The sequence below is a fragment of the Thermogemmatispora argillosa genome, assembly GCF_059696725.1.
Genome location: NZ_AP019377.1, coordinates 4,577,622 through 4,589,592 on the forward strand (window position 1 = coordinate 4,577,622; position 11,971 = coordinate 4,589,592).

The 11,971-nt window shown below is 58.6% G+C and carries 9 protein-coding genes and 1 riboswitch; of the genes, 6 read left to right on the forward strand and 3 right to left on the reverse strand.

The window, feature by feature from the left end; all coding sequences use genetic code 11:
• Window positions 1-243: 243 nt before the first annotated feature.
• Entirely contained in the window at window positions 244-780 is a 537-nt protein-coding gene (locus AC6H1L_RS17990) for an RNA polymerase sigma factor (RefSeq protein ID WP_162179504.1), read from the reverse strand.
• Between the two features lie 339 nt (window positions 781-1,119).
• Between AC6H1L_RS17990 and mtnA the strand changes: the two genes are divergently transcribed.
• The 6 genes from mtnA (at window position 1,120) to AC6H1L_RS18020 (ending at window position 8,863) form a co-directional block, all read left to right on the forward strand.
• Window positions 1,120-2,271, forward strand: a complete 1,152-nt coding sequence (gene mtnA, locus AC6H1L_RS17995; protein WP_497598847.1) for an S-methyl-5-thioribose-1-phosphate isomerase — start codon at window positions 1,120-1,122, stop codon at window positions 2,269-2,271.
• Window positions 2,271-2,906 (forward strand): HD domain-containing protein, encoded by a 636-nt coding sequence (locus tag AC6H1L_RS18000; protein WP_497598848.1) that lies wholly within the window; start codon window positions 2,271-2,273, stop codon window positions 2,904-2,906. Before mtnA ends, AC6H1L_RS18000 begins: the two co-directional genes overlap by 1 nt.
• Window positions 2,907-3,070: 164 nt before the next feature.
• Window positions 3,071-4,039 carry a PfkB family carbohydrate kinase gene (locus AC6H1L_RS18005; RefSeq protein ID WP_497598849.1) on the forward strand — a complete coding sequence of 323 codons (969 nt, stop codon included), beginning with the start codon at window positions 3,071-3,073 and terminating at the stop codon, window positions 4,037-4,039.
• 157 nt (window positions 4,040-4,196) lie between these two features.
• Complete coding sequence (gene ahcY / locus AC6H1L_RS18010; RefSeq protein ID WP_497598850.1) at window positions 4,197-5,465, forward strand: adenosylhomocysteinase; 1,269 nt, start codon at window positions 4,197-4,199, stop codon at window positions 5,463-5,465.
• Between the two features lie 239 nt (window positions 5,466-5,704).
• Window positions 5,705-5,827, forward strand: a riboswitch (SAM riboswitch).
• Window positions 5,828-6,063: 236 nt separating this feature from the next.
• Window positions 6,064-7,356 (forward strand): methionine adenosyltransferase, encoded by a 1,293-nt coding sequence (gene metK, locus AC6H1L_RS18015; protein ID WP_497601564.1) that lies wholly within the window; start codon window positions 6,064-6,066, stop codon window positions 7,354-7,356.
• Window positions 7,357-7,714: 358 nt separating this feature from the next.
• Window positions 7,715-8,863, forward strand: a complete 1,149-nt coding sequence (locus AC6H1L_RS18020; RefSeq protein ID WP_497598851.1) for an acyl-CoA dehydrogenase family protein — start codon at window positions 7,715-7,717, stop codon at window positions 8,861-8,863.
• 255 nt (window positions 8,864-9,118) lie between these two features.
• Here the strand turns inward: AC6H1L_RS18020 and AC6H1L_RS18025 are convergent, their stop codons facing one another.
• Both AC6H1L_RS18025 and AC6H1L_RS18030 read right to left on the reverse strand, forming a co-directional pair.
• On the reverse strand, window positions 9,119-11,029 hold the full coding sequence (locus tag AC6H1L_RS18025) for an anti-sigma factor family protein (RefSeq protein ID WP_497598852.1): 1,911 nt from the start codon (window positions 11,027-11,029) through the stop codon (window positions 9,119-9,121).
• On the reverse strand, window positions 11,026-11,883 hold the full coding sequence (locus AC6H1L_RS18030; RefSeq protein WP_497598853.1) for an RNA polymerase sigma factor: 858 nt from the start codon (window positions 11,881-11,883) through the stop codon (window positions 11,026-11,028). The genes AC6H1L_RS18025 and AC6H1L_RS18030 overlap by 4 nt, the downstream gene beginning before the upstream one ends.
• Between the last annotated feature and the right edge of the window lie 88 nt (window positions 11,884-11,971).

The following is an 11,971-nucleotide window of genomic DNA, read 5'->3' on the forward strand; positions in this document are numbered from 1 at the left end:
ATTCGGGCGAAAGAATAAAAAGAGGCGAGCGAGGAGCGCTGCGTGACCGCGGGACGGGACGACACAGGGAAGCGATGGGCAAAGAGAGCGTCCCGCCGTGAACAGCGCCGACAGTGAGAGCAGCGACAGGGCAGGGGACGCCAGCGATGGCCACATGGACGGAGGGGCGAATGCGTCAACCAGAGCGATGCGCCCTTCCCTGCTTGGCTGACGGTGCCGGACCATCACCTTCCCACGGCGGAGCTACTTAGAGCCAGCTCCTCGCTCTAACGCCTTATAGTGTTCACGGAAAGACTGGCGTGCGCGCGACAGATACATCTTCACGCCGCTCTCGGCGATATTGAGCGCCTGAGCGATCTCGCTGTAGGAGAAACCTTCCTGAGTATAGAGCAGCAGGGCGGCCCGATACTGCTGGGGCATACGTCGCAGGGCGGCGCGCACCAGCTCAGTCGTTGTATAGACCTCCTGCGGGTCAGCACTCTCCATATCGGCTGGCTCGTGGTCCAGGTCCTGCCAGGGAAGCCAGGCGATCAGCTTCTTGCGTCGCAGGGCATCGTAAGCAGTATTTGTCGCAATACGATAGAGCCAGGCCGACACCTTCAGATTACTGTCCATCTTTGGCAGAGCGCGGAACGCCTTCAGGAAGGTATCCTGGGTCAGGTCATCTGCCTGCTCGCGATCGCCTACCAGATGGTACACATAATTATAAATAGATGTTTTATACTCGTCGTAGATCTGATCGAATGACCAGGTTCTCTCTTTTGTTTCCGCCCTAGCCATGCGCGACATCCCTTCGATGTTGACTATAGCTAGAATCTTGCTGTCCCTCGCTCATAGCCGGAGCCTGCTGGGGCAGGGTCAAGCATGGGGGAGGAACGGGAAACCTACACCTTAGTAGCATTGCGCTATTCACACTGCTGCTCTCGTATGCTGTTTATCATGTTAGCATATTGAGCGGGTTCGTTGAAAACGGTTCTGTTTATGTTAGTACTATTTGGGGGGCAGCCTCTTTTGCCAGCGAGGAGCAATTATGGTACCATAACAGCAGCAGAAATCAGCCATTGGAAGAGAGTCCGATCTCCACAAAGCTAGCTAACGAAGGAAGGAAGAGAAGAGAGCATGTCCAAGGTTGCAGGGGGGTTGGAGCACGGGCCTGAGCCGGAGCAGCGTGTACGTCCTCTCTGGTGGCAAGAGGATCAACAGGGCAGGGCCCTGATCCTGCTTGATCAGACGCTATTGCCGCAGCAAGTAGTCTACTGTCGCCTTGAAGACGAATACCAGGTAGCCGAGGCTATCAAAGCGTTGAAGGTGCGAGGAGCGCCTGCCATCGGTATGGCGGCAGCCTTTGGGCTAGTCTTAGCACTGAGGCGCCTGCTGGAAGAACGCGGGGAGGGCGTTAGTCTGGCAGACGCCCTGGCCAGACTTGAGGAAGCGGGAGCTTTGTTGGCGGCGACGCGGCCCACCGCCGTCAATCTTCGTTGGGCTATTCGCCGCTTACTCGGCCTGGCTCAGCAGCTTGCCAGGGCTGGTTGTCATCCTGTCGAATTAGAGCGTCGGCTCCTGGAAGAGGCGCAGGCCATTGCGGCTGAAGACCGCGCGGCCTGCCTGCGCATGGGGCGCTACGGTGAGGCTCTGATCGCTGACGGTGATCAACTCTTAACTCACTGTAACACGGGGATTTTGGCGACCGCCGGTTGGGGCACGGCTCTGGCACCGATGTACCTGGCGCATCGGGCGGGCAAGCGCATTCATGTCTTTGTTGACGAAACGCGTCCGGTGCTCCAGGGGGCGCGCCTCACGGCCTGGGAGCTGCAGCAGGAAGGGGTACCTTTCACGCTGATCACCGACAATATGGCCGGCTATTTCATGCGCCGGGGGCAGATCGCCGCCGTTTTTGTGGGAGCCGATCGCATTGCGGCCAATGGAGATGTCGCCAACAAGATCGGCACCTACAGCCTGGCGGTGCTCGCTCATGCGCATGGCATTCCTTTCTACGTGGTTGCCCCCTGTTCCTCAATCGATCTCGAATTGTCCTCCGGGGACCAGATTCCCATTGAGCAACGTGACCCGCGTGAGGTCACAGCCATCCGTGGCGTCGCCATCGCTCCCGATGGTGTCTCTGTAGCCAATCCGGCCTTTGATGTCACCCCTCATACATATATAAGTGCTATTATTACCGAGAGAGGGGTTGCGCGCGCTCCGTATAGCGTGGCCCTGCGCGGCCTCTGTGCAAATGATCATCATCCTATCGAGAAGCAGGCAGAGAGGTAATGGAGACAGACGTTGTGCAGGCTGTGGCCCAGCATGCCGAAGAGACGCTGGGCAAGGAAGGTTTTCGCTACGTCAGCGCCGTTGTGGCTAACTGTAAAATGCTTGCGCTGGACCTGGAGGCTCGGGGGGATGAGGAGGCCGCTCATTTGGATATGGAGGCGCTGATTATCGCCGCCTATCTGCACGATATCTCAACTGCGACCTACGGCTTTCAGGACCATCATATTAAGTCCGCAGAGCTGGCTGTCGATTTCTTGCGTGAGCTGGATGTGCCCGAGGAGCGCATTCGAAAAGTGGAGCAGATCATTCTGGCCCACACGACGGTTGTCCCCGCCGAGCAGCGCCGCAAGGTTCCTCTGGAGACGCGTATCCTCTATGATGCCGATAAGTTGGGGCGCCTCAGTGGGCTGGCCGTCGTCACCTCGCTCATTGAGTTCGGCGCACGCTATCCCAATCGGGCTGTTACCAGCGAGGTGCTGGCGGCGATCCTGCGCCACATCGAGGAGCGCTTTGTGGAGTTATATCAGTCGCTCAATACGGCCCCTGCGCGCGAGTTGGCTCGCGATAAGTTTGGCAAGACCCTGGCTTTCCTGGATGGGGTCATTGAGCATCTGAGTGGGGCTACTCCTGTCTGAGCGACGCTCGCTTGTCCTGGATGGCTGGCTGGCCTTCGGCTGACTGGCCGGCTAAGGTGTGTCTGGCAAGTTTTTCGGCTCCCCTGCCGTGCTCGCCTGGATCGCCTCTGCCGATGCTCGTCAGCCAGGCGCTGATTTCTCTCTTGCACGGAGGTTGTGAGGACGTGTCATCTATCCTCGTTGTCGGCTCAGTGGCCCTGGATACTGTTGAAACCCCCTTTGCCAGAGTTGAGGAGGTGCTGGGGGGAGCCGCTTCCTATTTCTCTACGGCGGCTTCCCTCTATAGCCCGGTCAATCTGGTGGCGGTGGTCGGTACCGATTTCCCTCAAGAGTATTTGGAGTTTTTCCGCAGCCGGGCGATCAATCTCACTGGCTTGCAGGTGCGCCAGGGTCGTACTTTCCGTTGGGTCGGTCGCTATCATCTCGATATGAATGTGCGCGATACGCTCGATACCCAGCTTGGCGTCTATGCTGATTTCCATGCAGTGATTCCTCCTGAGTATCGCGATAGCTCGCTGCTCTTTCTGGCGAACATTCAGCCCGATCTGCAGCGAGAGGTCCTGGATGCCATGCCCCAGGTGCGCTTGTCTGTGCTAGACTCGATGGACCTCTGGATCACTACGGCGCGCTCGCAGTTGACGGAGGTAATGCGCCGTGTTGATATCATGCTGATGAGTGAGGAGGAGCTGCGCCTCTATACTGGCTGCGCCAGCGTCGTGGCTGGTGCCCGCCAGCTCTTCAGCCTGGGGCTGAAGTATGTGATTGTGAAGCAGGGCAGCTATGGCGCTTTGCTCTTCGGGCGTGATGGCAGCTATTTCAGTGCTCCCGCCTATCCTCTTGAGGAAGTGGTCGACCCTACTGGCGCCGGTGACGCTTTCGCGGGTGGCTTGCTGGGCTATCTGTCAACGGTGGAGCCAGGGCCAGATGGGCGCTATCGTTTTGAGGATTTGAAGCGGGCCGTTGTGCATGGCAATATTCTTGGGTCTTTCGTCTGTGAGGATTTCAGCATCCGTCGCCTGCAGCAGCTGACGCTGGCTGATGTCGCCGCCCGCTATCAGGCGCTGGTGGCCTGCTCGCACTTTGACCCCAATTGGCTGCCTCCGCGTTCAGCAGAGGCGGCTCCTGTCGGATGAGCCAGGCCGGGGTCTGACCTGCCGCCGCTGCGCCGTCCGGCCTGGGGACGAGCCGGTGGGGAAACACGGCTGGTGAGCTGCTTGCTCTGGAATGCGCGAGGGGCTGAAGCAATGGCCTCCGTGAAATGAGTAAAGGAGAAGAAGGGAAAGAGGGTCTATGACCATATCAACGCAAGGAGATGTTAAGGATCGCTCTCTGGCTCCGCGTGGGAAGGAGCGCATCGAATGGGCCGCGCGGGACATGCCCGTGTTGCGCCTCATTCGCGAACGCTTTAGTCAGGAACAGCCGTTGAAGGGTATTCGTATGGCTGGCTGCCTGCATATCACGACGGAGACAGCCAATCTGGCTTTGACGCTGCAGGCTGGCGGCGCCGATCTGGTGCTCTGCGCTTCGAATCCGCTCTCGACGCAGGATGATGTGGCCGCGGCACTGGTGGAGGAGTATGGCATTCCGACCTTCGCTATCAAGGGCGAGGATGAGGAAACCTACTATCGCCACATTCATGCGGCGCTCGATCATCGTCCACAGTTGACGATGGACGATGGTTGTGATCTGGTTTCAACGCTGCATAGCAGCCGCAGCGATCTGCTGGGGCAGGTGATCGGCGGTATGGAGGAGACGACTACCGGCGTGATCCGCCTGCGTAGTATGGAGAAGCAGGGAGTACTCAAGTACCCGGTGCTGGCCGTCAACGAGTCGAATACCAAGCATCTCTTCGATAATCGCTATGGTACGGGGCAGAGTACGCTCGATGGTATCATTCGGGCGACCAATTTGCTGCTGGCCGGACGGACGATCGTGGTACTGGGCTATGGCTGGTGTGGACGTGGAGTAGCGGCCCGGGCGCGAGGTTTGGGGGCCAACGTCGTGGTGACGGAGGTGGACCCGATTCGGGCGCTGGAGGCGGTTATGGACGGCTTCCGCGTGCTGCCTTCGCTGGAGGCGGCGGCCATCGGCGATATTTTTATCACGGTGACTGGCAATCTCAATGTGATTGATCGCCATCATCTGGAGCGCCTCAAGGATGGGGCGGTCTTGGCCAATTCGGGCCACTTCAATGATGAGATTAACATCCCTGAGCTGGAAAAGCTGGCCGTACGCAAGCGGCGTATTCGCGATTTTGTTGATGAGTATACCTATGCTGACGGGCGTCAGGTTTATTTGCTGGGAGAAGGGCGCCTGATCAATCTGGCCGCTGCTGAGGGGCATCCAGCCAGTGTTATGGATATGAGCTTTGCCAATCAGGCCCTGGGGGCCGAGTATATGCTTAAGCATGCCGGTGAGTTGCAACCACGGGTCTATACGCTGCCGTTGGAAATCGACCAGGATATCGCGCGCCTCAAGCTGAAAGCAATGGGGGTGGCTATCGATACCTTGACTTCCGAGCAGCAGGTCTATCTCAATTCCTGGGAGGCCGGTACTTGAGCCGGCTACCAGTGCCAGGCTCTCAAGCCAGCACAGTGCCCAGGTAGCGCTGGCCTGTTGTTCATCAGGAGGGTGGGCCACGAGTCGGCCCGCTCTCTTGACAGTGAGCGGCATTCTTCGATATACTGAGAAAAACCTGACCTGTTGTGGACAGGAAGCACCAGCGTCTCCGGTGCTTTGTTTGGGGTCCACTGAGTAGACAGCACACCTACAATTGAATACATTTCACGTGAGATCTGCTCTCATCCAGAGAGGTGGAGGGAAACGGCCCGATGAAGCCCGGCAACCCATCTGCCGCCGTGGCCACTGCCCGCGCTGCAGGAAGGGTGCCAATTCCGGCGGAGCGTTCCGCAAGATGAGGGGGATAAGCAAGGTGACGTTGCTAGACCCCTGCTTGCCAGGGGTCTTTTTGTGCCTTATGCGCCGCTGCAACCACTGCATTGATCCCCGCATCGCCTGTCTCCAGTGACTACCTAAGTCAGTGCATAAGCGAATGACCTGCTCGATTAGCAGGCAAATAGAGAAAAAGTAAAGGCAGAGAGTGCCAGTTTTCTCGTCAGGAGGAATGTCTTCGGTGAGCAGTACTATGAGCAGCTTCATGAGCAGCCCAAAGTTGTTCTTTACCAGCGAGTCGGTAACAGAGGGGCATCCTGACAAGCTCTGTGATCAAATCTCGGATGCCATTCTTGATGCCATTCTGGCCCAGGACCCTCAAGCGCGTGTTGCCTGTGAGGCGGCGACGACCACCGGTCTGGTCCTGGTGGCCGGTGAGATCACGACCTCGGCCTGGATCGACATGCCCGCGGTGGTGCGCAAGACGATCGAGCAGGTTGGCTACATTAATGCTGAGTATGGCTTTGACTATCGCACCTGTGGTGTAGTGACCTCCATTGGCAAGCAGTCCCCGGATATCGATCTGGGGGTCAGTCGTTCGGCTGAGGTTAAGAGCGGTCTGGTTCTGACCGATGATGAGCTGGAGCAGATCGGCGCTGGGGATCAGGGCATGATGATTGGCTTTGCCTGTAACGAGACCCCTGAGCTGATGCCGTTGCCGATCAGCCTGGCTCACAAATTGACCTACCAGCTAGCGCAAGTGCGGCGGCGTTCCTGGGCCGGCGATGGACCTATGCCTTATCTGCGCCCTGATGGCAAGAGTCAAGTCACTGTCCAGTACGAGTATGGGCGTCCGGTGCGTGTCGATACGATTGTGGTCTCGGCACAGCATGCGGACTATGTTGATCAGGAGCAGATTCGTCACGATGTGCTCGAGTATGTGATTAAGCCCGTGATTCCCCCCCATCTACTCGATGAGCGAACGCGCATTCTGGTCAATCCCACCGGGCGCTTTGTCATCGGGGGACCGATGGGCGACGCCGGTCTGACAGGGCGCAAGATTATAGTCGATACCTATGGTGGTATGGCGCGTCACGGTGGTGGGGCCTTCAGTGGTAAGGACCCGACAAAGGTCGATCGCTCGGCGACCTATATGGCTCGCTATATTGCCAAAAATCTGGTTGCTGCCGGTCTGGCGGACCGCCTGGAGCTGCAGATCTCCTATGCCATTGGTGTTGCTCGCCCGCTCTCGCTATTTGTCGATACCTTCGGTACCGGGCGAGTCTCTAATGAAGAGCTGGTTCGGCTCATCAATGAGCATTTTGATCTCCGTCCTGCCGCCATTATCCAGAAGCTGAACCTTCGTCGCCCGATTTATCGACCGACAGCGGCCTATGGGCATTTCGGACGGACTGATATCGACGCCCCCTGGGAGGCGCTTGATATGGTGCCGGCCTTGCGGCGGAGCGTCGGCGCCAGCGTTGATGAGGGGGCTTCTGCTGCATCCCAGCAGCAACAGCCGCAGTCGCGCGCTGGTGAGGCGGCAGAGATCAACTGAGTCCAGAGCCAGAAGGGCAGCGAATTTGAGAGAGTTGCTCATCTGCATAGGGGCTGAGGCTGAGCGCCAGTGAGAGAAGCGGGGGGAGGATAAGCAGGCGCTAGCTCTTCCTGCGTCTCGGACAAAGTGTCTCTCTCTCTGCTGAGTGCGGCCTCGCCCCTATCTGCTCGCAAGGCCGGCTGCCGGCGGTGCGGCATCCTCGACGTGGGGGGGCTCGGCGCTCGTGCTGGCTGGCAGGTAGGTGCTGGCAGGCTCTCGCCTCTTGGCGCGCTTTGTGCTATGATGTAAGCCACATGGCTGCATGACTAACCCTTTGGCAATCACACCTCTGAACTTGAAAGGAAAGTGAGTCGCTGCAATGGACTTTTCGCTCAACGAGGAGCAGCTTGCCATTCGCAATACCTGTCGCGAGTTTGCCGAGCAGGAGATCAAGCCACGTGCGGAGGAAATGGATCGCACGGGTGAGTTCCCCTACGATCTGATTCGCAAGATGGGAGAGCTAGGGCTGTTGGGGCTGCCATTCCCGGAGGAGTATGGTGGAGCGGGCGCTGATTTCCTCTCGTACTGTATTGCGGTCGAAGAGATTGCCCGTGGCGATGCCGCGGTGGCGATTACGATGGAGGCTCACACCTCACTGGGGACCATGCCTTTCTATCTCTTTGGAACAAAGGAGCAGAAGGAGCGCTATCTGCCGCCCCTGGTCAGCGGGCAGCAGCTATGGGCCTTCGGCATGACCGAGCCAGAAGCCGGCTCCGATGCCGGCAGTCCTCATACACGCGCTGTTCTGCGTGATGGCTACTGGCATATCAATGGCGCCAAGGCTTTCATCACCAACGCCGGCACCGAGATCAGTGGAGGCGTGACCATTACGGCGGTCACGGGCACTCGTCCTGATGGACGCAGCGAGATCACCAATCTCATTGTACCGCGTGGTACCCCCGGCTATATCATTGGTAATCCCTACCGCAAGATGGGCTGGCGAGCCTCCGATACACGCCCTCTGACGTTTGAGGACTGTCAGGTGCCAGAGGAAAACGTACTGGGCCAGCGTGGTGAGGGTTTCAAGCAGTTTATGCAGATTCTCGATGGGGGGCGGGTGGCCATTGCAGCCCTCTCGGTCGGCCTGGCTCAGGCCTGTTTAGATGAGGCCCTCAACTATGCCAAGCAGCGCCGCCAGTTTGGGCAGCCGATTAGCAAGTTTCAGGCCATCCAGATGAAGCTGGCCGATATGGCGATGGAAATTGAGCTAGCCCGGCTGATGTACTACAAGGCGGCCTGGTTGCAGATGCAAGGAAAGCCCTACAGCGCTGAGGCCTCGATGGCCAAGCTCTTTGCCTCTGAGACCGCCAAGCGCGCCGCAGATCAGGCGGTACAGATTCATGGCGGCTATGGCTTCATGGATGAGTTCCCTGTCTCGCGCTATTGGCGCAATGTCAAGGCCAGCGAGATTGGTGAAGGCACCAGTGAGGTCCAGCGCCTCATCATTGCCAAGCATCTTGGCTGTTGAAGAAGAAAGTTCTGACCAGGCAAAGACCAGCGCAAGCAAGAGAGGCACCTCCGCTGGAAGGAGATGCCTCTCTTGCTTGTATATATATGGTATCTATGGGAATGAAGCAAAGCTAGACCTGGACCCCTGCGGCTGCCTGACTATGGCAGTTGAGCTGCCCAATGGTTGCGGTGGTGGCTCATTTGGGCTTGCCAGATCAAACGACGTCCGCGCTGGCCTGCCCCTTGGTCTGCCTGATCTTGCCTCACTTGTAGCTCACTCGCGGCCGCTGCCAGTGGAGGTAAGAGGCCAGCTAAACATACGGAGCTGAGCGAGCGGGCTTGTGCTCGCTGAAGAGCGGCTGGCTGCTGGGGTCGCTGCCTCACTCCAGACGGCGCTATTGCCGTTGACCGCTACAAAAGCGGCGCCGTTCAGGACCGAGCCGACCTGAACAAAGGAATTTGATTCGACGTCGAACATGCCGTAAGCATTGTTGTCATCCTGCCAGAGGACGAAGGTAGTGCCGCCCTGCAGGGCCGAGACATGGCTGATAGTATTCAGCTGACTAAAGGTACCATCCGAGGTCGGCTCTAGTGAGAGCATATAGAGCGAGCCGCTGATCAGGAAGTCCAGCGAGGGCGGGTAGATGCTGGCGTTAGCCCACGGCGTCACGCTGGGATTCAAAGGCAAATTCGGCTCAGCGGCCTGTAACGCTGGCTGGGGGCTGGGACTGGCCGCCGGTGTCGGGGTGGCCAGGGCTGAAGTGCCGTCCAGCCCATCGTTCGTATTCAGCATAAAGAAGGTATGGCCCACGACAACGGGGCGGAACGAGGTACCGTCGGCGCGGAAAAGCCAGGTCTGAGGCTGAGTATGTGGCAGCCAGCGACCAGGCGTAGGCGCGGTCAGCTCGACCTCTTGCCGCGTCCAGATATTGCTATGCAAGAGACCTGTATTGTCAAGCCACTCGTCTGCCCAGAAGATCCGGCTTCCGTCGGAGGTAGCCGTCGGCGACGTATAGATGTGGCCGGCTGGAGCTGCTGCCAGCTCGCTGCGGCTGCTAATCTGGCCATTCTCCTGCAGACTGTAAAGCCAAAGGTGGGAAAGCCCATGCTGGTCTAGAGCGGTGACGAGCAGGCCATTCTGCAGGAACCAGATGCCCGGCACAGGTGTGTGTACAATGCCTGCAGCCAGCTCAGGATTAAAGACCCCACTTAAGAGTAGCTGGGGATGCGGCAAGCCGGTGCCGGCCTGCGGATCATCCACGGCATAGAAGAGTTTCCAGGCACGCAGCCCTTCGATGGCGCCATCGCGTGGTGGATTGCTGCTATGCTGGCTCTTTTTCGCCACAGGAGCGGCAGAGATGCCGGCTACGGGCGGATCGTACTGGAGCCAGACAAGGCGATTGTGCGAGCTGCCCAAGATAATCAACGGACTGCTTTGGGCGCTAGCCAGCAGCGGCTGACTCACCTGGGTCTGACGATCGAGGCGCAACAGCATCCAGCCCGCTGGCGAGCTATCGCTGAAGGCACTGTAATAAACCGCATTGCCATCAGCAGCGGCGCTGACGACATGATGATAGATCGTGGCCGTGGCATAGCGCATCATCACCACGTTTGTGGGGTGATTAATGGCCGCCGGTGGGGGAATCGAGCCGGAAGAATGCTGAGCCAACAAAAGCACAGAGGTCAGTCCACCAGTCAGTAGAGCCAGCAAGAAAGTAGCAGCTACAGCCAGAGCAGCGAGCTGAGGCATGTGAGGCCGGCTGCGAACGCGCCGCGGCATCTGGATAACCGGCAGCGGGCCGGTCTCAGCTGTTGAAAGCGTAGCCAACGGATCGCGGCCCGTCTCCTGTTTGAGCTGCTCCTGCATATAAGGCTTGAGGAAGTCAGGAGGCGGAGGCGTGCCGGGCAGGCCACGTTTGAGAAAGCGCGCATGCTCAGCCGCCAGGGCACGCATCAGCCGCTCACGCATCTCAGGCGGCGGCTCAATGGCGGGCAGACGCTGCAGGCGGGTGCCGACCAACGTAAAGTCAGCCAGCGTTTGTCGGCAGCCTGAGCAGGACTCTAAATGCTGCTCCAGCTCCTGCAAGGTGGCCCGTGTCTCTTCGTCTTGAAGAGATGGCTGGGCCTCTGCTTCTTTCAGATCGCGATAGATCGCGAGAAGAACCCGCGCCTCTGTGCAGTTCACTCTTCCCCCACCTCTTGTCGGTACAGCGTAATAAAGCGTTCTCTTGCGCGCATCAGCCGCATTTTAACAGCTGAAGGGCTAATATTTAACATTTCTGCTATTTCAGCGCATGAGAAGCCATGATATTCATAGAGCCAGAGGCAGACGGCGTACTTAGGAGGCAATTGCCTCATAACGCGCTCGACCACCTCATGCTCAGCGACGCGACTTTCAAAGCGACCGCCGTCATAGCTTCCCCGCTCGTAGAGCATAGTGGCGGCGCCTGGGCGTCCCTCGCTGCCGTCCTCACCGCTGCCGGGGAAGCCATCGCCTGTCGCACTGCCCGTCTCTGAGAGCACGCCGGCGCCGATGCCCCGGTCGTCGTTAAAGAGCGACAGAGGCAGCCAGGAGATCAGGCGGCGGCGGCGGAGTGCATCGATGGCGGTATTCTCAGCGATATGGTAGAGCCAGGAAGAGAGCGCCCCAGGACGGACCACGGTACCGGCCAGCAAGGCGCGGTAGGCTTTCACAAAGACATCCTGGGCCAGATCGTAAGCCTGCTCTCGGTTCCCGATCATATGATAGATAAAATTCGTAATTGGCGTTTGATAGCGTTGAAAGATCGCCTCGAAGTCCGCCACATCCACGCTGCGGGCCTCGCCCTGGCTTGTCGTTGCTGCCTGGAGCGGGAGAGACTGAGCGGGTATGTCGGCCTCTCCTGCTGGCTCCGCCGTCTCGATATCTTCCCCGGCTGGGTCAAGCTGAGCGGCCTGCTCTTCTTCAGGCAGGGCCATCTCCGGCTGATTTCCGCGCGAGGCATCCAGGGTAGAGCGCCAGCCACCGTTCGTAGTGTAGAGACGGATAGAGGTATCCATTGGTTACATCAACCTTAGTGTTTCAGGAGATCGTGCTGGATGCGCACATGTATCATACTGCTCTCTTGTGAATACAGCATAGCATATC

What these genes read in the sequence shown, in the direction of transcription:
- AC6H1L_RS17990 (WP_162179504.1), bottom strand. Translation starts at nt 780, where the DNA reads ATGGCTAGGGCGGAAACAAAAGAGAGAACCTGGTCATTCGATCAGATC.
- mtnA (WP_497598847.1), top strand. Translation starts at nt 1,120, where the DNA reads ATGTCCAAGGTTGCAGGGGGGTTGGAGCACGGGCCTGAGCCGGAGCAG.
- AC6H1L_RS18000 (WP_497598848.1), top strand. Translation starts at nt 2,271, where the DNA reads ATGGAGACAGACGTTGTGCAGGCTGTGGCCCAGCATGCCGAAGAGACG.
- ahcY (WP_497598850.1), top strand. Translation starts at nt 4,197, where the DNA reads ATGACCATATCAACGCAAGGAGATGTTAAGGATCGCTCTCTGGCTCCG.
- metK (WP_497601564.1), top strand. Translation starts at nt 6,064, where the DNA reads ATGAGCAGCCCAAAGTTGTTCTTTACCAGCGAGTCGGTAACAGAGGGG.
- AC6H1L_RS18020 (WP_497598851.1), top strand. Translation starts at nt 7,715, where the DNA reads ATGGACTTTTCGCTCAACGAGGAGCAGCTTGCCATTCGCAATACCTGT.
- AC6H1L_RS18030 (WP_497598853.1), bottom strand. Translation starts at nt 11,883, where the DNA reads ATGGATACCTCTATCCGTCTCTACACTACGAACGGTGGCTGGCGCTCT.